This is a genomic window from Glaciecola sp. SC05 (assembly GCF_041380235.1).
Taxonomy (GTDB): domain Bacteria; phylum Pseudomonadota; class Gammaproteobacteria; order Enterobacterales; family Alteromonadaceae; genus Glaciecola.
Map to the genome: position 1 here is coordinate 1 of NZ_JBGIYY010000008.1, position 20,328 is coordinate 20,328.

Annotated in this window: 16 protein-coding genes; 14 read left to right on the plus strand and 2 right to left on the minus strand. The window is 43.1% G+C overall.

The window, feature by feature from the left end:
• From AB9H30_RS08645 to AB9H30_RS08690, 10 genes are all read left to right on the plus strand, one after another.
• On the plus strand, nt 1–376 hold a 376-nt coding region (locus AB9H30_RS08645), incomplete at its 5' end, for a hypothetical protein (RefSeq protein ID WP_371194263.1).
• Nucleotides 369–962: a hypothetical protein gene (locus AB9H30_RS08650; RefSeq protein ID WP_371194264.1), complete on the plus strand. Its 594-nt coding sequence runs from the start codon at nt 369–371 to the stop codon at nt 960–962. The genes AB9H30_RS08645 and AB9H30_RS08650, both read left to right, overlap by 8 nt.
• 281 nt (nt 963–1,243) lie before the next feature.
• Nucleotides 1,244–4,708 carry a type I restriction-modification system endonuclease gene (hsdR, locus tag AB9H30_RS08655; RefSeq protein WP_371194265.1) on the plus strand — a complete coding sequence of 1,155 codons (3,465 nt, stop codon included), beginning with the start codon at nt 1,244–1,246 and terminating at the stop codon, nt 4,706–4,708.
• Nucleotides 4,709–4,949: 241 nt separating this feature from the next.
• Complete coding sequence (fic, locus tag AB9H30_RS08660; RefSeq protein ID WP_371194266.1) at nt 4,950–6,056, plus strand: protein adenylyltransferase Fic; 1,107 nt, start codon at nt 4,950–4,952, stop codon at nt 6,054–6,056.
• A gap of 39 nt (nt 6,057–6,095) precedes the next feature.
• A complete protein-coding gene (locus tag AB9H30_RS08665; protein ID WP_371194267.1) occupies nt 6,096–7,670 on the plus strand; it encodes an N-6 DNA methylase in 1,575 nt (524 codons plus the stop codon).
• Complete coding sequence (locus AB9H30_RS08670) at nt 7,667–9,025, plus strand: restriction endonuclease subunit S (RefSeq protein WP_371194268.1); 1,359 nt, start codon at nt 7,667–7,669, stop codon at nt 9,023–9,025. The genes AB9H30_RS08665 and AB9H30_RS08670 overlap by 4 nt, the downstream gene beginning before the upstream one ends.
• A 1-nt stretch (nt 9,026) precedes the next feature.
• Nucleotides 9,027–10,739, plus strand: a complete 1,713-nt coding sequence (locus AB9H30_RS08675) for an AAA family ATPase (RefSeq protein WP_371194269.1) — start codon at nt 9,027–9,029, stop codon at nt 10,737–10,739.
• The gene (locus AB9H30_RS08680) at nt 10,739–11,866 is read left to right on the plus strand and encodes a hypothetical protein (RefSeq protein WP_371194270.1); all 1,128 of its coding nucleotides are present in this window, start codon (nt 10,739–10,741) and stop codon (nt 11,864–11,866) included. The genes AB9H30_RS08675 and AB9H30_RS08680 overlap by 1 nt, the downstream gene beginning before the upstream one ends.
• An 11-nt stretch (nt 11,867–11,877) precedes the next feature.
• Nucleotides 11,878–12,921 (plus strand): restriction endonuclease, encoded by a 1,044-nt coding sequence (locus AB9H30_RS08685; RefSeq protein WP_371194271.1) that lies wholly within the window; start codon nt 11,878–11,880, stop codon nt 12,919–12,921.
• A 38-nt stretch (nt 12,922–12,959) separates the two neighbouring features.
• A complete protein-coding gene (locus tag AB9H30_RS08690; RefSeq protein ID WP_371194272.1) occupies nt 12,960–13,799 on the plus strand; it encodes a hypothetical protein in 840 nt (279 codons plus the stop codon).
• 140 nt (nt 13,800–13,939) lie between these two features.
• On the opposite strand, the gene AB9H30_RS08695 is transcribed toward AB9H30_RS08690, so the two are convergent.
• Both AB9H30_RS08695 and AB9H30_RS08700 read right to left on the minus strand, forming a co-directional pair.
• Entirely contained in the window at nt 13,940–15,229 is a 1,290-nt protein-coding gene (locus AB9H30_RS08695) for a tyrosine-type recombinase/integrase (protein WP_371194273.1), read from the minus strand.
• A gap of 178 nt (nt 15,230–15,407) precedes the next feature.
• Nucleotides 15,408–16,271 carry a YicC/YloC family endoribonuclease gene (locus AB9H30_RS08700; RefSeq protein WP_371194453.1) on the minus strand — a complete coding sequence of 288 codons (864 nt, stop codon included), beginning with the start codon at nt 16,269–16,271 and terminating at the stop codon, nt 15,408–15,410.
• A gap of 183 nt (nt 16,272–16,454) precedes the next feature.
• Here AB9H30_RS08700 and AB9H30_RS08705 point away from each other — a divergent pair, with 183 nt between their 5' ends.
• The 4 genes from AB9H30_RS08705 to tusA all read left to right on the plus strand — a co-directional run bounded on the left by AB9H30_RS08705 (nt 16,455) and on the right by tusA (nt 20,244).
• Nucleotides 16,455–18,416 carry an alpha/beta fold hydrolase gene (locus AB9H30_RS08705; RefSeq protein ID WP_371194274.1) on the plus strand — a complete coding sequence of 654 codons (1,962 nt, stop codon included), beginning with the start codon at nt 16,455–16,457 and terminating at the stop codon, nt 18,414–18,416.
• A gap of 104 nt (nt 18,417–18,520) precedes the next feature.
• Nucleotides 18,521–19,234 carry a ribonuclease PH gene (rph, locus tag AB9H30_RS08710; protein WP_371194275.1) on the plus strand — a complete coding sequence of 238 codons (714 nt, stop codon included), beginning with the start codon at nt 18,521–18,523 and terminating at the stop codon, nt 19,232–19,234.
• A gap of 101 nt (nt 19,235–19,335) precedes the next feature.
• Nucleotides 19,336–19,983, plus strand: a complete 648-nt coding sequence (gene pyrE, locus AB9H30_RS08715; protein ID WP_371194276.1) for an orotate phosphoribosyltransferase — start codon at nt 19,336–19,338, stop codon at nt 19,981–19,983.
• A 3-nt stretch (nt 19,984–19,986) separates the two neighbouring features.
• On the plus strand, nt 19,987–20,244 hold the full coding sequence (gene tusA, locus AB9H30_RS08720) for a sulfurtransferase TusA (RefSeq protein ID WP_371194277.1): 258 nt from the start codon (nt 19,987–19,989) through the stop codon (nt 20,242–20,244).
• Nucleotides 20,245–20,328 lie beyond the last annotated feature (84 nt).

Here is a 20,328-nt window from a genome sequence, read left to right on the forward strand (position 1 = left end):
TATTGACGTGCTCGGCGATTTGAGTGCGGTGATGGCGCAAGGCAGCCATGATGCAGCCTCTGAACGGCGTATTCAGCGTTTTTATGCGTTACAAAGTGTATTGTCTACCATTACCTTGCGCAATACCAACGATTTGACCAAAATATTGCACCAGCGTTTAAAAGATGACTTCCCAGACTATCATCTATTTGATCTCATCTCCGGTGTTCAGTTCTTTGCTAACAAGCCAACAACAGTGCATCTAAAACATACTAATCATTTTGCTTCGGCAGAGCACAATAACGAGATATATCAGTATCGAAAAATTCGCTGTGACGTGCCGACGCAAGCAAGTGAATCAGAAATTACAATGAGCGAGGGCAAAATGCATGACTGACCAACTTTCAGAAGCCTCAGAGCTGAGCTTTGCACATTTAAACCAGCATATTAGCGCTCGCATCTATCAACGCTTTACGCAAGGAAAAGTCATTCCTAAACTCGGTTATAGCAAGCTTAAGTCGAGCAGTTTTGAAGATAAAGACTATACCTATTTGTTCAGGTACGTTGATGAATTTTCTTTATTGTACCGTTTAATTGGCAAGCAGTTGGAGCATAACGCTCAGGGTGAGTTCTTTTTCATTAGCAGTGCATCAGACAATGATGAAGACGAAGCCGATGAGCATGCGCTTAAAACACAATCCATTTTACTTGTACTCGCTCGGCATTTTGAGATGTCGGGCCGCAGCATCGATAACCTTAGCGTTGACTCACTTGGCTTTAACGATAGAGACATTACAGAGATTGCTAAGAACGATGAATACAGTGCAATATGTAAGGCGCTCAAAATACCCAATTGGTTTAAAGCGATTGAGTACTTAGCCAATAGGGGCTTTGCGTTTGAAACCAGCAGCAACCATTACTTTTTATCGAGCGCGGGCAAGGCATTTTGCGAGTCGGTTATTGAGGCTTATGATAGTAGGTAGAGCGTTTGGAACAATGATGGTAAATTAAACAGCCTTAATGCTAGGACCCGCTTAACATCGTTGGCAGTGACTTTCTAGGCATGCATTTTTATCTAAACAGAGACAGCCAAAGTAGGATGAGGTTTTTTAAAATCCTGATATAGTCTGTTTAGTCAGAGTGCATTTGGCAGATGATGGAAGTCGCTTTAAGGTAAAAGGTCATTTGGTTTATTGACATGGAGAGTAGTATTTTGACAATCAATGTGACATCAAACTTCGGGTTCCTAAAAGAGCATGACCCAATGTTCTTTCAACTTGCCGTTAATGCTGAACAGGCCTTCGCTGCTGACCCTAACACCACCTTAATTAAACTTCGTCAATTGGGTGAAGCATTCGCACAAGAAATTGCCGCACGTTGCGGTATTGTGTTTGATGACACAACGTCACAGTCAGATTTGCTTTACAAAATTCATCGCGAAATAGGTTTTGAGCCCCAAATTAAGGACTTGTTTCATACTCTCAGAATAGAAGGCAATAGAGCCACTCACCAGTTTAAGACCAAACACAAAGAAGCATTAGATGGTTTAAAAGTGGCGCGCGGTCTTGCCGTTTGGTTTCATCGTGCCTTTGCAAAAAATGCAGATAACTTCAAACCGGGTCCTTTTGTTGCACCACCAGACCCAAGTGCACAGTTAACTGACTTACAGAATCAGATTCAGCAGCTATCAAGCCAGTTAGTAGAAGCTAACCAACAGTTAGAATCTGACCAAAAGCTTAATGAACTCATCAAGCTTGAAAAAGAAGAATATCTCGAACTGGCCGAAGAAATGGACAAGGAGGCGAAATCCTACCAACAGCAGTTAGCTCTGCAAGAGCAGCAGCGCGCGCAACAAATCAAACAATTTGAAAGTAAAATAGCCGACTTGCAAGAGCAACTGGAAAAAGCGCCTGCGGAGCAACAAGAGCAATCTAAAAAGCAGCAAAAGGTATACAGCGCTCAATTACGTAAAGCCAGCAAAGCTTTATATTTAAATGAGGAAGTCACCCGTATAGTGATCGACCAGCATCTTGTCGATGCCGGTTGGGAGGCTGATACCCAGCGCTTAACTTATCAAAAAGGGGTAAGACCCCAAAAAGGCAAAAATTTAGCCATTGCCGAATGGCCAACCGAGCTCAAAGGCAAAAAGGGATATGCAGACTATGTTCTGTTTTGCGGCTTAACTCCTATCGGTATTGTTGAAGCTAAAAAAGAAAACACCAATGTAGCGGGCAAAATCGGGCAGGCCGAGAGATATTCCAAAGGCTTTCAAAACACCCCCGAGATGCTACCTGCATGGGAATTACAAGGCTTACCTGAAGCATGGCAATTTGCAGAAGATACACACTATTACGTGCCGTTTGTATATTCCTGCAATGGGCGCCCGTTCGTTAAGCAATTAGCCGAGCACTCTGGAACATGGTTTAGAGATGTAAGAAGCAATAGCAACCTTGCTAAACCTTTAAACAACTTTCATAGCCCGCAAGGCTTATTAGATAAGCTTACACGCAGCAAAGAATTGGCAGAGCAACAGCTAAGCCAAGAAGGTTTTGCCTATTTAAAATTACGTGACTATCAAGAGCTCGCGATTAAGAACGTGGAAAGCGCGCTGTTAAATCATCAGCAAAGCTGTTTATTAGCCATGGCAACCGGCACAGGCAAAACAAGAACGATTCTTGGCCTTATGTATCGTTTTCTTAAAACAGAGCGATTCAAGCGCATCCTGTTTTTGGTTGACCGAACAGCACTTGGGCAGCAAGCCATCGACACCTTTCAAGAAGCGCCGCTTGAACAAAATCAAACGCTTTCTAAAATTTATAACATCGCACAACTAGGCGACATGGCTGCCGAGGCTGAAACGAGAATACAAGTTGCGACAGTGCAAGCCATGGTTAAGCGTGTGTTTATGTCTGACAACCCTCCTCCGGTGGACCAGTTTGATTGCATCATTGTTGATGAAGCACACAGAGGTTACACCCTCGATCAAGACATGACAGAAGGCGAGTTAGCGACTCGTGATGCTAGCCAATACTTGTCAACCTATCGCCGGGTACTGGATTATTTTGATGCAGTAAAAATAGGCTTAACCGCGACACCAGCCAAACATACCAGTGAAGTATTTGGTAAACCGGTGTACACCTATTCGTATCGTGAAGCGGTTGCTGATGATTGGTTAATCGATCATGAGCCTCCAATACGTTATGAAACTCTTCTTACCCAAAAAGGCATTCAATTTGAAAAAGGCGATGTTGTTAGCAGTATCAACATCGGTACCGGTGAAATAGAAACTGACGAACTCGAAGATGAGCTCAATTTTGAAGTAGACGCATTTAACCGCCGTGTAATTAACGAAAACTTCAATAAAGTGATTTGTGCACAGTTGGCGATGGAAGTTGACCCGTTTAGCGACGAGAAAACTATGATCTTTTGCGCCACTGATTTGCATGCAGATATGGTCAAACGGCTTTTAGACGATGCGTTTAAGGACTTGTATAACGGAGAATATAACCAAGCTGCGGTAGCTAAAATAACCGGACAAAGCGATAAAGTCAGCCAACTCATTCGCCAGTATAAAAATGAACGTTACCCCAACATCGCCATTACCGTAGATCTTCTTACAACAGGCATAGATGTGCCCACAATATGCAACTTGGTGTTTATGCGCCGAGTGAAGTCGCGCATTTTGTATGAGCAGATGATTGGTCGTGCGACTCGCCGGTGTGATGAAATTGGCAAAACTGTATTTCGTATTTATGACCCTGTCGATATTTATGCTGCTCTGCAAGCCGTTAACACCATGAAGCCACTGGTGAAAGACCCCAATATTACACTTGAACAATTAGTGGATGAGCTCACCGACGGTGACCACTTAGAGAAAGCACTCAACAGCCCTGGTGAGCAAGAAGGTGAGACTCAAGCAGACGTTATACTCAGCCAATTGAGCCAGAAGGTAATGCGAGTGCTACGCAAAGCGAATAAAAAGGCTGAATTTAAACCCGAGCTTAAACAAAAGCTCGACGAGCTAGAGCAACTATGGGGTGTTGAGCCCAAAAAGCTCCACAAACATTTACATGAAATTGGACCTAAACAAGCGAACCAATTCGTGCAAAAGCACACTGGACTCCTTCAACAACTCAATGAAGTAGCGGCCATGATGGGCACTGAATACAGGCCAATCATTTCAGAACATATTGATGAAATGAAGGATCGTACTCAAAGTTACGGAATTTATAAGAAGCCAGAAGACTATCTAGATAGCTTTAACCAGTTTATTAAAGACCAGCTTAATAAGTCGGTCGCGCTCGCAGTAGTGATTAATAAACCCCGTAATTTAAGCCGAGAGCAACTCAAGGAAATTAAGTTATTGCTAGATGGTGCTGGTTACTCTGAGGCCAAATTACAAAGTGCCGTGCGCAGTCAAACAAACCAAGACATTGCCGCCAGTATCATCGGCCATATCCGCCGCGCCGCATTAGGTGAAGCCTTAGTTCCCTTTGAGCAGCGAGTCGCAAACGCTATGCAAGTCATCTATAGCCAACACAATTGGTTGCCTGCGCAACGCAAATGGCTAGAGCGCCTTGCGAAACAACTTACCCATGAGGTGATTATTGACCGCGATTTTGTAAACCAACGTTTTGCCGAACATGGCGGTGCCAAGCAGTTAGATAAGGTATTGGTGAATCAGCTTGATCTGGTGTTAGATGAGTTAAGTGATGCAATGTGGGCTTAAGCTACGCAGTATGCAATATTGGCTTACACATTAGCGGGCCTGAAAGTTCGCTTTAATAAGAATGTTAAATTTACATCTGAGTTTAGTTTTACATTTAAAGTTCAAGTATAGAAAACCTAAAAAAGTATACATATAGGTTTAGTCATGTCGATATATATTCATTTTATCGACATAAGTTCTTTACGTGTCGACTACATCGACATATACTCGTTTTATGTCGATAAAGTAGGAAAAAATAAACATGACCTGGCAGGCTGATGTCCCGTTCAACCAACTACCACCCTTGCCGCCTGCACAAGAGGTAGCTGATTCTGTTGTTGTGCTTAAAGCGTGTATTCCTGCCCGTGCTGCTTTGGCCGAACTTAAACAGGCCGGAGCATTATTACCCAATCAAGGCCTGCTTATTAACCTACTACCTATGTTAGAAGCAAAAGACAGCTCTGAAATTGAAAACATTCTCACCACGTCAGACAAGTTATTTCAGCATGCACAGGAAGACAGTCAGGCCGATCCTGCCACCAAAGAAGCCTTGCGTTACCGCACTGCCTTAAACGAGGGCTTTACCCGATTAACACATCGGCCTTTATGTACCAGCACCGCAATAGAGGTTTGCAGTACCTTAAAAGGCACTCAAATGGATGTACGCAAAGTGCCAGGCACTGTTATTGCCAACCCCAACCGTGGTGAAATTATTTACACACCACCAGTAGGTGAAAAGCAAATCCGTGACCTACTAAGTAACTGGGAGCAATTTCTGCATGCTGACGATGGTTTGGATCCGCTCATTAAAATGGCAATCAGTCACTACCAGTTTGAAGCCATACATCCTTTTCATGACGGCAATGGTCGAACGGGCCGCATATTAAACATCCTCTATTTGATAGAACAAGACTTATTAACCCTGCCAATTTTGTATTTGAGTCGCTACATTGTGCAGAACAAATCGCAATATTACGCATTGCTCAATGGCGTTACCAAAGACGCAAACTGGCAAGCGTGGATCATCTACATGTTAAAGGGCGTGGGTGAAATGGCGAAATGGACGACAGCGAAAATAGCGGCAATTAATATGCTGATTGAGCATACGAGTGAATATATTAAGGCAAAATTACCCAAAATCTACAGTTTTGAGTTGGTGCAAGTGATTTTTGAACAACCCTATTGCCGCATCGCTAACCTAGTAGATAAAGACATTGCTAAACGCCAAACCGCATCTGTATATTTAAAACAACTGGTCGACATTGGTGTGCTGCGAGAGCTAAATTTAGGTAAAGAAAAGCTTTTTGTGCACCCAAAACTCATGCAACTAATGACCCTAGACAATAACGAAATTGAATTTTACGCCTGAATTTACTAGCGTAGCTAAACTTAATAATTAGGAACACCTATGAACAACAACAGTATCGTGCAAAAGCTATGGAATTTATGCGATGTATTGCGCGACGATGGCATTAACTACAGCGACTATGTAACCGAGTTAGTCTTATTGCTTTTTATTAAAATGGTGCATGAAAACACCGAGGCAGAAACGCTAGACAAACATACCTTACCTGAAGGCTGTCGTTGGTCAGACTTAAACAAATTGTCGGGCATTAACCTACTAAACGACTACAAGCGCATTTTGTTAAGTCTATCCACAGGAAAAGACGCTGAAGGGAATCAAGTTCATGAAGACCCGCTCATTAGCGCCATTTATGCCGATGCCCAAACCCGATTACGGGAGCCGCGTCATTTAGAGCAGATGATTAAAACCCTCGATCAAATTGATTGGTTTAGTGTGCAAAAAGATGGCTTAGGTGATTTATATGAAGGTCTACTAGAAAAGAATGCGAACGAGACCAAATCGGGGGCTGGCCAGTACTTTACCCCCCGCGACTTAATTGACTCGATAGTAAGATGCATTAAGCCCAAGGCAGGTGAAATAGTGCAAGACCCAGCAGCAGGCACAGGTGGGTTCTTAATTGCCGCAGACCAGTACATTAAAGACCATACTGATGACTTGTATGACCTAAGCGAGAAAGAAAAGAACTTTCAAAAGAATAAAGCCTTTATTGGTGTAGAGCTCGTGCCTTCTACCCGCCGTTTAGCCCTAATGAACTGCTTGTTACATGGCATGGAAGGCGACGACGAAGGTGTTGTGCACTTAGGGAATGCTTTAGGGCAAGTGGGAGCGAGCTTAGCCAAAGCCGATATTATTCTTGCCAACCCTCCATTCGGCACCAGTAAAGGTGGCGATGCCAGTATTACACGTGATGACCTCACATACCCAACAAGCAACAAACAGCTAGCATTTTTGCAGCATATTTACCGCAACTTAAAACCCGGTGGCCGTGCCGCAGTTGTATTGCCTGATAACGTGTTGTTTGAAGCAGGCGCTGGCGCAGAAGTACGCCGAGACCTAATGAACAAATGCAATCTGCACACCATTCTGCGACTTCCTACGGGCATCTTTTACGCTGCGGGTGTTAAAACCAACGTGTTGTTCTTCAATAAAGGTAGCGCTACCGACAAGCTCCAAGATGAAAATTGCACTAAAAACGTATGGGTATATGACTTACGTACTAACATGCCTAGTTTTGGAAAACGTACGCCATTCGGAAAGCAACACCTTGAACCTTTTGAATACGCATACGGTGAAAAAGCTGACGGCACTAGTGAACGAATAGAAGGAGAATACAGCTTCGGTGCGGAAGAAATCAGCGTAGATAAAACCAAAGTAGCTGAGAACCAAGGCGTTGATGACAAACTAGTCCACAGCCGCTGGCGTTGTTTTGCTAGAGACTGGATTAGTAAAACGAAAGGCGACTCATTGGATATTTCTTGGTTGAAAGACAAAGACAGTGTTGATGCTGCGGATTTGCCTGAGCCTAGTGTATTGGCGGCAGAAGCTAAAGATGAATTGGCTGCGGCGATGAGCGAATTGGATGAGTTGTTGGCGGCATTGGAAAGGACTAGTAGATGAGTGAGAATAATTTACCTGCAGAATGGAAAAAAGCTAACCTTCCCGCAATTGCTACTCTAAATATGGGGCAATCGCCATCTAGTAACGATGTTAATCAAACTGGAGAGGGTATAGCTTTTTTTCAAGGAAAAGCTGAGTTTGGTAAGCTCTATCCAAGCGTTCGTAAATACTGTACTTCTCCAAAAAAATTAGCCAAACCTAATGATATTCTACTTTCAGTTCGCGCGCCTGTTGGACCGACAAACCTTGCCAATCAAGAAACGGCTATAGGGAGAGGCTTAGCAGCAATATCAGTTAGTAATGATACTTTTAACTATAAATTTCTTTTATATTATTTCCGAAACATTGAGCCTTGGATGAGTGAACAGGGAACTGGTACTACATTTAGGGCTATTTCAGGTAAATTTTTAAAGGATTTAAGATGTATCGTACCCCCATTAGCAGAACAAAAAGTCATCGCCGATAAACTCGATACCCTGCTGGTGCAGGTGGAAACCATCAAAGCCCGCCTCGACAGCATCCCACAAATCCTAAAAACCTTCCGCCAATCCGTCCTCACGTCTGCTGTGAGTGGCAAGTTGACCGAGGAGTGGCGGGAGAATAAAGGTTACTCGGGGTGGGGCGATATAAAACTTGAAAAGCTAATAACAGCTTCTGCAAATGGACTTTCTAAAAGAAGTGGAAAAGACGGCGCAGAGACAACAATTTTGAGACTTGCTGACTTTAAAGATGCTTCGAGAATTTATGGGAAAGAACGGAAGATCAAACTAAATGCAAAAGAGACTGAGAAGTACTCATTAATCAATGATGATATTTTAATCATCCGAGTTAATGGCAGTATTGACCTTGCAGGAAAATTTATTCGATATGAAAAGGCAGATGAAACTGAAGGGTTTTGTGACCATTTCATTCGTTTGCGTCTAGATGAAAATAAGGTCTTAGCTAAGTATATTATCTATGTAGCTAATGAAGGATCAGGTCGCTCATATTTACAGAGTAGCCTTTCTACCAGTGCCGGACAAAATACTATTAATCAAGTTTCTGTTAAAGGTTTAGATGTTCCTCTTCCTTCAATAAAAGAACAAACCGAAATCGTTCGGCGCGTTGAAGAGTTGTTCGCTTTTGCCGACCGCATCGAACAAAAAGCCAATGCAGCATTAGAGCGGGTCAATAATCTCACTCAATCCATTTTAGCCAAAGCCTTTCGCGGCGAGCTCACCACCGACTGGCGAGATGCTAACCCTGATTTAATCAGCGGCGACAACAGCGCCGAAGCTTTGCTAGCAAAAATCAAAGCTGAGCGAGAGGCCAAAATACCCAAAAGGAAAGTAAAAGCTACAAAGGTTAAGGGATAGCATGAAGCTCTTAAGCATTACCTTGGATGGTGAGTATAAAGGCCTAAGATCTGATACTTTTGATTTTAGTGGCAGCCAAGGACGTTTACTTGCATTTATTGGTTTAAACGGTTCTGGCAAGTCCCAACTTTTTGAATTAATCGGCGAAACTTTTTCGTATCTCGAGCGGTACATGCGAAAAGACTTCAAGGTGAAGTCCTCACTGGGTTTCCAAGTTTCTGTTGTCTACAGCATTTTCTCAGAAGATGGTATGAGTATGTTCAATTATCCTCTTGACTTGATCCCAGGTTTAGATGAACCAGATGAACAAACGCTGAAAATTGACATACTGCATTCAGGACAAGTCACTCTAAGTGTTAAAAAAGGCGATACTTGGAAGCCGATTCCAGTTGAGGGATACCAATTCCCAATACCACGACTCGTCGGATATTCGTCTGGATTGAATGAGAACCTACAGCGTAGTTTTATGAAAACTGCCGTTCAGTTTTTCGATGTAATGCGAATCCGTGGCAATCGCCGCAAAGAATTGGCAGGAAATGTTGATGAGACTGAAGTCGCCAACATTAACAAACGCTATTTACAGCGAAACAAACATATTTTTTCTGCGCCAGAAGACTACGATGAAGATCTCAACAATCTCCATTTACTAAAAGAATCCGATACACCAATCCCACGTAATCTGTTCATGGATTACGATTGCTGTGCTTTGCTTATGGTGGCATTTTCCATCTTACCTTCAGCTGAAATTGGCTCTATTTTAACTGAGGTGCACCACAATACACCGACGCTCATTAAACTGCGTTACTCACTGAATGCAGGAATAGTTGGGGAAGACTCGATACGAGATATTAAACTCTTGATAAGAGCTGGCGGTGATGACTGCGTTGAAGGCATTGGTCAAAGAACGTCTGACGAGCAATTTGACCTTTATGAATTGGATTTCTTAGAAGGAATCATATCGCTCGATATGAGGCGAGAAGACGTCAGAGAACGACTTTTTGATTTAAATTATGGTGAGCCACTTCGCTTGTTTGAGCGCTTGTACAAGCTTCAACTATTAGGAGTAAAAAACTGGGGCGGTAATAATCTTAAAAAGTTGAGGCAGACCAATTTTTTCGAAACAGTGAAGAAACCACTTAAAACAAAGCTACCCCTTTCCGTTGAACGGCTAGAGTTATCAGATCAACAAGGGAGTTGTATAAATTTTGATGACTTATCTGATGGCGAGGCTCAGTTAATCCAAATCCTTGCTGCTGCTCGAATTTTTAGAGATGAGCAAGCATTGTTTATTATGGATGAGCCTGAAACACACCTAAACCCTTCTTGGCGTACTTATTTTCACCAACATCTGGCAACAGCAAACGAAGTTGATGAAGCTTGGACTGACTGCTCTCAAACAATTCTTTCCACGCATTCGCCTTTCATGATTTCGTCCTTACGCAAAACAGAAGTTTACCGATTTGAACGAAATGACAATGGTTTAATAACGATGAATCAGGTTGAAAATCAAACTTACGGTGCTTCTTTTGACGTGTTAATTAGGGAATACTTTGACTTACAGTCATTGATCTCTCAAACCGTTGTTGAGGATATTAAAGCGCACTTGCCTAAGAATAATTCGCCCGATGAGCACAGAGCGGCTGTGACATGGATTACTGAAAATATTGGTGAGTCAATGGAAAAAGCATATCTATTGCGGAAGCTCCAAAACTAATGTTATTCCCATTAGACTCTAATACTCCAAGAAGTAAGATATTTGAATGTCTTAACTGTGAGCTTTTGTTCTTCCTCCAAGCTAGTATCACTAGAGATAGGTTTTCCCGACAGTTATTTTCGGATGCTATTGGTCAAGAATGCTGGGACAACACCCCAACGAAAAAGAAGTTTAAAGCTGTTTGGGATCAGTTGCCGACGAATCAAGCTGATAAACAAGCCTTTTTCGATTTAATAAACAACAGCCAAGATGTTTCCTTATTGTTCAGCGATAAAGCGGCTGTTATTCCGAGAGTTCAACCGCAAGGTTTATCCGATGCCCTTAAGAACCTGACTACTCACCTTTTTACTAGAACAAAAAAGCTTGCAGGAATTATTCGTATAACCACCGAGTCTATTGAAGAGCATTATCAACAATACATTCGCTTGAACAATGAACTTTGTTATTTATGCGGTACAGCTGCACTTTCACATAACAGATTTAATGTAGATGACGATGATCAATGGGTATCGGACTATGATCACCTCTTATGTAAAGATAAGTACCCCACATTTTCATGTCATCCCGACAATTTCATACCCACTTGTCATATTTGCAATAGTAAAGCTAAAGGCGCAAAGGATGCTCTCTATGATGGAACAACGAGAAGAAAGGCCTTTTATCCATTGCCGCCACTCACGCAAAGCTTTTACCGTAAAGTAAGACTTAAACCTGTTTTTGCCCAATTAGATGATTATGCTGCTGATGGTAACAGCAACCCCCTACGCTCAGCTCAAATCACATATTTCAGAGCGACACCTGATGAAAGGGAGATGATTAAAGCTTGGGTAGATTTGTATCAAGTGCCCGAGCGAGTGAGCGAAAGAATCGTGTCTAACTTTTGTGAATATATTTCTGGCGATTGCACTCCGGAAGACTTTAAGGACTTTTGCGACCAAGTCGAGAGAAAGTCAAGACGTGAACCTATAGATTTAAAATCGACGGAATGGAAATTTTGGTGGTTTAGGTTGTATGAGTGGCTCAACAGCCAAGCCGAGGAAGTTAAACGAGATGCTTGGGCATTAATAGATTGGAAACAGCAGCAAGTAAATAATGACAATAATGCGTTTGAGACTTACGGAATTTAAAGGATAAACACATGGCAGTTTGGTTAATTAGGGCAGGCTCACAAGGCCAGCATGAACAAAAGTTTTTAAATGAAAATCGGGTATATGTCACTTGGGATGGTTTGAACCAGAACTTAGCCAAAATGACTGAGCGTAGCCAATTAATTGAGGCTTTGGGCAACAATGACCCAGATGCTAAACCGAAAAAGCTAATGAATCACGCTAGCCAAGTTTGGCCTTTTGCACATGGGATCCAAGTTGGTGACCGCGTTATCTTACCGTCCAAGGTGCAGCCAGTTATTTACGTGGGTAAAATCAACTCCGATTACCACTATGATCCCGCTGGTGAAGATCCATTCTTTCACTGGCGTTCGGTAGAATGGCAACCCGAGCCCGTTCCTCGGTCTCATTTTTCACAAGACTTACTGTATAGCTTTGGTGCGTTTATGACTATTTGCCGCATTAAACGCAATAATGCAGAAGAGAGAATAAATGCAATGGAAGCCAACGGTTGGAAAGTCGAAACACAAAAGCAGATTATCAAACAGACCAACCAAACATCAGAAGTTGAGGATGCCAATGACGAAGAGGCTGAATCAGACCTTGAAGAATTAGGCCACAATCAAATAATTAAACTTATCGAAGCTAAATTTAAAGGCCATAGGTTAACCAGATTAGTTACTGCTATTTTGACGGCGCAAGGTTACACATGCTGGCAAAGCCCGGAGGGGGCAGATGGCGGTGCTGATATTCTGGCCGGTGATGGACCGATGGGTTTTGGCAATCAGCGTATTTGTGTAGAGGTTAAGTCAGGAGACGGATTGGTTGATCGCCCTACAGTAGATAAGCTAATGGGAGCAATGACTAAGTTCAACGCACCTCAAGGATTGTTTGTGGCTTGGGGCGGCTTTAAGAGTAATGTTCAAAAGGAATTAGCATCAAGTTTTTTCAGAGTGAGGCTATGGACTCAACATGACCTATTAGAGCAGTTGTTTTTAAATTACGAAAAGCTGGACGATGAAATTAAAGCTGATTTGCCACTAAAGCGTATTTGGACAGTCTCGACGGTTGACTAGCGCTTGCAAGTATCAGTTCTCATGAGGAGGCTTGTTTGGTGAAACAAAAAGCAAGAACGATAAACTTGAATATAGACCCACAAAATTTATTTGAATTCGATGGACTTGCTTTGGATTTTAATACGCAAACAATCATGGGTGTCAAAAAAGGTGAGAATCATCCTCTCATTGGACAAAGTAAGTTGGGTTTTAGTCGGTATCGACAGTCTAAAGCGCCCAAAATACTTCATGAGAGTATAAGTCCTTCAGATCAGACTTGGTTTGACAGTAATCATCAATTACTGGCTTATGACCACCTTATCGCGGTAGATACAAACACCAATTCTATAGCCGGGTCACACGTATCTATTACAGCTGCTTTTCATGTTATTCCACAAATTAATGAGAATGGGGAGGCGCAGTGTATGGTTGCAGTCATCGCGCTTCTAGAATTCTGGAATGTTAGTGCAAAACAAGAAAACTTGGGTTGGTTCACAATATTGAATATGATTTTAGCCCACCAAAGTTTCTTTCCAGGAAAAATAGCCCTCATCGTAGATTCGGATCTCGGCAATCATGATGCATTTAATAACAGAGAAATTCCAATTTACAATGATATGTATTTACCTTCCAACGTAACCATTAGTTATGCTAGTGACAAAGGAGGGCCTGAACATCTTTCAACAAAGTTGATCAAGCATTGTCATAATTTGGCTTCTGACTTATACAAAAATGGTTCGCTTTTATTGAAGAAACAAGGTCTTGTGTCTATTGAAAATGAGGTTTACTCCCATTTTAGGCAATGGGATATTGAAAAGTCTTCGTTACGAGCCTTTGTATCAAATGACGGTCGAAGCCAGTCAACCCAAGGAACAAAATTTGTTCCCTTAGTAGAATAGTTGATTATAATTTTGATTGGCAAAGGATATATTGTTTTTATTTTACTCTGCCACATTCAATCAGTACCTAACAGCTAAGCTCGGATCTCTTTGGGCTCTAGCGTTAGTGGAGAAGAGTCCCTCTGACCCAACAAAATACGTTAAACTATCGCCCCAACCAACTCCGCCATAATTCTATGCGCCTCCACCCGCTCCTCAAAAAAAGCATCCCGGTTATAAATCCCCTCTACCCCTTTTTTAACATGCCCAATCGCCTTTTCAGCCACCTCAGGCCGTACTTTATTCTGCGACATAATTGTCCGTGTCGACCGTCGAATATCATGTACAACGAAATACTCAACACCAGCTTTACCTAGCACATTACCAGTGCTACTTGCACTTTTGCCAGTTTTTTTACCAAACAGGTTAGTCAGCGCATGATTAAGCGTATCGTCGCTAATATAACCTCTGCGTTTGCTCGCACGCCGAGATGGGAAGACATACTTAGAGGCATACGCGCGCATTTTTAGCTCTTCTAGCCATTCAATAACCAATGGCGGTAACGGTATATCAAGGTCATAGTCGTTCTTCGCCTTTTCTTTGCCCAAATACCAAATCTTCTTATCAAAATCGATTTCGTCCCAGCGCAGTGATATTAATTCGCCTTTTCTCACCCCAAGCACTAGTAGCATAGCTACAGCTAAGTAGTTCTCTCGACTAAAGTGAACCTGATGCTCGCGCATTACTTGAAATATGATCCTCCACTCGTCAACATTAGGCGCACGATCTCTCGACTTTTCCACTCCACCCGCATGTTTGGTTTTAAAGGCAGCGGCTGGGTTGTTATTGTTAATGCCAAGGGTAATACCGTGGTCAAATAATTGCTTTAGGTAAATAAGTGTATCGTTGGCGATGGTCGGTCTGTCACCTTTTTTGCGGCGTTTTACAAATGCCAATACTGCTCTTATATCAAGCCCAGTGACATCATCAATGGGTAGGTTGCCAATTTTGGGTTTGATTTCCTGCGTGTAGATTCTGTTGGGAATGCTTGGGTATTTAAGGTGTTTGGCCATTTCTTTAAGCCAATCTTGTGCGAGGTCGTCTACTGTTTTGAAATCACTGAGTTGTGCGCGTTTGCGTTGTTGAAGTGGGTCTTTGCCACCATTAACAATTGCTCTTGCTTCTGCCATTGCGGTGCGAGCATCGGTAAGAGGCATTCCGTCTGGACGCCTACCGTACTTGCCTAGTGTCATTCGTTTTTTCTTACCGTTAATTTGATACTGAAATACAAAAAAACCGCTACCTTCTATGCTTATTCTTAAATACAGACCTCTTTCGATACTTGTAAAGCTCTGAACACCGTTCTTTACCAAGGCTTTAATGATTGCATCACTGGTTTTACCAGATTTGATTTGGGCTAAAAGCTGATTGTGCTTATCCTTAGGGTCCATATCTTTCCAAAGAGGGTGACAGATTCTTAATTATACAACTTATCGTAAATCTGTCACCTTTTCTGTCACCCTTTTTGTTTGAATCTGTCACCTTTTATTTAATTTAGCTTAATCTTGATGTTTCTATATGATATTGAAATATAGAACTAATTTAATATAAATTGACCTTAAATTACCTTTATTCTATATTCTGGATCTGCTCCCGCATCTGCTCAATCAACACCTTAATCTCAACCGCCGATTGCGTCACATGCTTATTAATCGACTTGCTGCCTAAAGTGTTCGCCTCGCGGTTAAATTCTTGCATCATAAAGTCAAGTCTGCGGCCGATTGCTCCGCCTTTTTTCATGATTTTTTGGGTTTCTACAATGTGCGATTTTAAGCGGTCTAATTCTTCGGCCACATCGGTTTTTTGGGCAAGCAATACCATTTCTTGTTCTACGCGGGTGTCTTCGAGCTCAACTTGAGCTTCGGCAAACTTGGTGCGAATGCGGTCTTTTTGCCATTCGAGCACTGCGGGCATTTGTTCAATTACCTTGTTAACTTCAGCTAAGATGCCGTCGAGGCGTTGTGTAATTAACGACGCCATGCTCTCGCCTTCGCTGGCGCGGGCGGCCAAAAATTGTGTTAGTGCTTCGTCAAAGGCGGTCATCATGACTTGCTGCATTTGGTCTACGTCGGCTTCTTGGGTGGCCATGACTCCGGGCCAGCGTAAAATGTCGGCGGGGTTGATGCTGCCATCTGCGCCGGCGATTTGTACTTGCTTTGCAGCTTCTATGAGCTGACTAGCAAGCTGCGGATGAAAGGTCAGAGCGCCTTGATTAGCCTCATTAAAGCTAATGCGCAGTGCGCATTCAACTTTACCGCGCTGTAAACGCTTACGAAAGCGCTCGCGAAGCATCGGTTCAAGCGACCTAAATTGTTCAGGCAGGCGATAGTGGGTTTCGAGATAACGCTGATTAACCGACCGGATCTCCCATACCGCGGTTCCCCAATCGGCCTTGGTCTGAACGCGAGCAAATCCTGTCATGCTGTAAATCATCATTATTCCCTTTAAATTCTTATAAAACGTGTCTAATTCTAGTGACTATTGGTATTGATGTCATGTTTTTATGCCCTTATTGCAAATTAATGTAATTAGGGTAATAGGCAAAATAATTTTTTTTTGATATGTTCCTTTTTCGGGCATTTCGTATGGATAAACGACTAGTAAAAAGGAAGCAGTATGCAAATCACTCGTAGCATTATTTTTATATATAGCCTGCTAATTGTAGGCTTGTCATTACTAAACAGCGCCCATGCGCTGCCTACACCGGCGCAGCTCGGCGCTGACCGAGAATTCTTGAATGCAAAAATCAGCCCCGATGGTAAGCACCTAGCCTTTGCCATTGTGAAGGATGGCAAGCGCCAGCTTGCAGTAGTCAACGCCAAGACCATGAAATCTGTGGGTGGTGTAAACTTTGGCTCTAAGCAGCAGGTGGGCAGTTTTGACTGGGCGAATAATGAACGTTTGGTCATGCAGGTGCTTGAGCATAATCCATGGGCTGAAAATCCAGCATTTTACGGTGAGTTGTTTGCGATCAATTACGATGGTAAACGCGGTGATATTATTTACGGTTATCGTGGGGGCGAACAATCAGTTGGAACAAAACTAAGAACCAAAGAGTCAGTGCGCGGATGGGCGGAGGTAATCAACTTATTACCCAATGAAGAAGATTATATACTGATCACATCTCAGCCGCAGTCAGCCGATGGTCGTCGCCAAAAAACAGTGCATAGATTGAATGTATATACCGGCGATTTAAGCTCGGTAATAGCCGGTACCCCGACCGATGCTAGTTATGTGGTGGCGAGCAACGATGGTAACCTTCAATTTGCTGTAGGTTTGGATAAAAACTTTAAGCGCCGTATTTATCAATATAAAGATGACCAGTTTGTAGACGTGTCTGATCAAGATTTTGGCAGCAATTTCAATGTGGCAGGCGTACCAGAAACGGGTGATAGTATTTTGTACTACGATACTATTGATTCAAATACCGAAACGCTTTACCGCTTAGATATGAAAAGCGGTGAGCGGACCGCTATTTTTAACGATCCAAATGTTGATATTTCAAGGGTGATTCTTGCCAGTGATGGCGTAACTCCTATTGCAGTTCAGCTAGACAATGGCTATCCAAGCTATCATTTACTGGATTCTGATTCACCCGAGTCAAAAGTATTTGCCGAGCTAGTTGAAATGTTTAAAGGCTATGAAATTACTTTGACTAGCGCTGATGATGCTAAAAAGCTCTACACCGTTTACGCAACAAATGAAATTGTGCCTGGTCAATACTTTTTGTACGAGGCAAAAACAAAAAAACTCAGGCTGCTATTCGCCAATTTAAGTGATATTCCTTCAAATCAATTGTCGCAGTCTTTTCCGTTTAGTTTTAAAGCCTCTGATGGTGTGGATATCCCCGGTTACATTACGTTCCCAGCGCACATTCCTGAAACTCAAAATGTGCCTATGGTCACTTTAGTGCATGGTGGTCCTATAGCTCGTGATTATTGGGAGTTTGACCGTGAAGTACAGTTGCTAGCCTCACAAGGCTATGCGGTCCTGCGCGTTAACTTCCGGGGATCAGATGGCTACGGCAGCGACTTTAGAAGAATGTCTCGCCAACAATGGGGCACACGCATGCAGCAAGACATCATCGAAGCGACCCAGTTTGTGGTTAACTCTGGTGGTATCGACAAAGATAAGCTGTGCATCATGGGTGCGAGTTACGGAGGCTATTCAGCAGTGATGTCGGCAACGATTGCTCCCGATTTATTTAAGTGTGTGGTAGCAAATGTGGGGGTTTACGACCTTGAGCTTATGTTTGAAGAAGGCGATATCCAGCAGTATTTACTGTACGGAAAAGCCTATTTGACCGAGCAGCTAGGCACTGATACCGCAGTACTTAAAGCGCAGTCACCGGTCAATCACGTCGCTAAGCTAAAAGCTCCAATCTTTTTAGCTCACGGTGGTGAAGATCAAAGAGTCCCTATTTCACATGCGGAAGCCCTAAAAGTCGAGCTAGACAGACACAACAAGCCTTATGTGTGGTTTTATACTGAGCGCGCTGGCCATGGGTTCTTTGAAGAAGCCTCAACCATTGCTTACTTTGAAGCGGTTACTAAGTTTTTAAATCAGCACTTAAAATAGTTTTAGGTCTACACATTCCACGCCAAGACCAGATGCGGTATACTCTGCCGCATCTGCATTTCCTCTTAAAATAATTTATCTACGGCACCAAGGAGCCTTTATACATGCGTCCAAGCAATCGCACGGCCAGTCAAATTCGCCCGGTTACCATCACCCGTTCATTCACATGCCACGCGGAAGGATCGGTTCTGATCGAGTTTGGCAATACAAAAGTGCTGTGTAATGCCAGCGTGCAAGAAGGCGTTCCGCGCTTTATGAAAGGTCAGGGCAAAGGCTGGATCACTGCTGAATACAGCATGTTGCCCCGCGCTACGCATACTCGCTCAGATCGTGAAGCCGCGCGTGGTAAACAAGGCGGACGTACCCTTGAGATTCAGCGCTTGATTGCTCGTTCATTGCGAGCGGCGGTAGACTTAAAAATGTTAGGCGAGAACACCATCACAGTCGATTGCGATGTTATTCAAGCCGATGGCGGCACGCGCACAGCGTCTATTACCGGTGCATGTGTTGCGTTAGTCGATGCACTTACATGGATGCGTAAAAAAGGCATTTTAAAAACCAATCCACTAAAGCATATGATTGGCGCAATATCGGTAGGTGTTTATAAAGGCACGCCTATCGCTGATTTAGAATACTTAGAAGATGCCGCCGCCGAAACTGACATGAATGTCGTTATGACCGATACAGGCAAGCTTATTGAAGTGCAAGGGACCGCGGAAGAAGAGCCCTTTAGCTTTGACGAAATGAACGAAATGCTCGAGCTTGCCAGAGTGGGCATTAAAGAGCTGTTTGAAATTCAGCGCGTCGCTTTGAGTTAGTGAATACTGCCGCACAGGCGAGTGGATTTCTCGCTTGTGTGGCACCTGTTTATTGTTAGATGAATTAACACCGTTTGCCAAATTTATCAGAGAGCAACAAGATGCAAGATTATAAACGTGAATTTCTTGAATTTGCGATTCAGCGCAAGGTCCTTAGGTTTGGCGAATTTACGCTTAAATCGGGCCGCATTAGCCCGTATTTTTTTAATGCGGGTTTATTCAACACTGGCCGCGACCTAGCCAAGCTTGGGCGTTTTTATGCCTCTGCCTTGCAGTCGGAGGGAGTCGAATATGATGTCTTGTTTGGACCTGCTTACAAAGGCATTACTATTGCTTCAGCAACGGCAATAGCGCTCTCAAACTCATTTGGTGAAGACGTCCCCTTTTGCTTTAATCGCAAAGAAGCGAAAACTCACGGTGAAGGAGGTAACCTAGTCGGCAGCCCTCTTGAAGGCAATATCATGCTAGTAGACGATGTTATTACGGCAGGTACCGCTATTCGTGAGTCCATGGAAATCATCTCACAGCATAAGGCCACGCTTGCTGGGGTATTAATTGCACTCGACCGTCAAGAAAAAGGGACAGGCGAGCTCTCTGCTGTGCAAGAAGTTGAGCGAGATTTCAGTACCAAAGTATTTTCGATTGTGACACTAAATGATGTGGTTGAATATTTACGCGCCTATCAAGACAGTTCGGCCGCGATTGTATCGATTGATAAATACCGTGAACAATATGGTATTGCTTCGTAAGCAATGGTGAGCCAATACAGCGCTGATTTTGATTCAGCAGATCATCAACTAGACGCCCTCGGACTGAGATGCCCAGAGCCGGTTATGATGATTCGTTTGCAGGTGCGCAAAATGCAAGAGGGTGAAACGCTATGTATAATCGCGGATGATCACTCCACGACGCGAGACATTCCTAGTTTTTGCCGATTTATGCACCATACCTTACTTGCACAGGAGACCGAGTCGCTTCCCTATCGCTATATGCTCCGCAAAGGTCTTTAGCCTAGCAACAGCACTCCTAGCGCCAATTTTGAGGCAAAAAAAAGCACGAATCTAAGTTCGCGCTTGATTGCTTAGCTTATTTTA

Coding starts and splice junctions, on each gene's coding strand:
- AB9H30_RS08650 (WP_371194264.1), top strand. CDS start 369: ATGACTGACCAACTTTCAGAAGCCTCAGAGCTGAGCTTTGCACATTTA.
- hsdR (WP_371194265.1), top strand. CDS start 1,244: ATGTTCTTTCAACTTGCCGTTAATGCTGAACAGGCCTTCGCTGCTGAC.
- fic (WP_371194266.1), top strand. CDS start 4,950: ATGACCTGGCAGGCTGATGTCCCGTTCAACCAACTACCACCCTTGCCG.
- AB9H30_RS08665 (WP_371194267.1), top strand. CDS start 6,096: ATGAACAACAACAGTATCGTGCAAAAGCTATGGAATTTATGCGATGTA.
- AB9H30_RS08670 (WP_371194268.1), top strand. CDS start 7,667: ATGAGTGAGAATAATTTACCTGCAGAATGGAAAAAAGCTAACCTTCCC.
- AB9H30_RS08675 (WP_371194269.1), top strand. CDS start 9,027: ATGAAGCTCTTAAGCATTACCTTGGATGGTGAGTATAAAGGCCTAAGA.
- AB9H30_RS08680 (WP_371194270.1), top strand. CDS start 10,739: ATGTTATTCCCATTAGACTCTAATACTCCAAGAAGTAAGATATTTGAA.
- AB9H30_RS08685 (WP_371194271.1), top strand. CDS start 11,878: ATGGCAGTTTGGTTAATTAGGGCAGGCTCACAAGGCCAGCATGAACAA.
- AB9H30_RS08695 (WP_371194273.1), bottom strand. CDS start 15,229: ATGGACCCTAAGGATAAGCACAATCAGCTTTTAGCCCAAATCAAATCT.
- AB9H30_RS08700 (WP_371194453.1), bottom strand. CDS start 16,271: ATGATTTACAGCATGACAGGATTTGCTCGCGTTCAGACCAAGGCCGAT.
- AB9H30_RS08705 (WP_371194274.1), top strand. CDS start 16,455: ATGCAAATCACTCGTAGCATTATTTTTATATATAGCCTGCTAATTGTA.
- rph (WP_371194275.1), top strand. CDS start 18,521: ATGCGTCCAAGCAATCGCACGGCCAGTCAAATTCGCCCGGTTACCATC.
- pyrE (WP_371194276.1), top strand. CDS start 19,336: ATGCAAGATTATAAACGTGAATTTCTTGAATTTGCGATTCAGCGCAAG.
- tusA (WP_371194277.1), top strand. CDS start 19,987: ATGGTGAGCCAATACAGCGCTGATTTTGATTCAGCAGATCATCAACTA.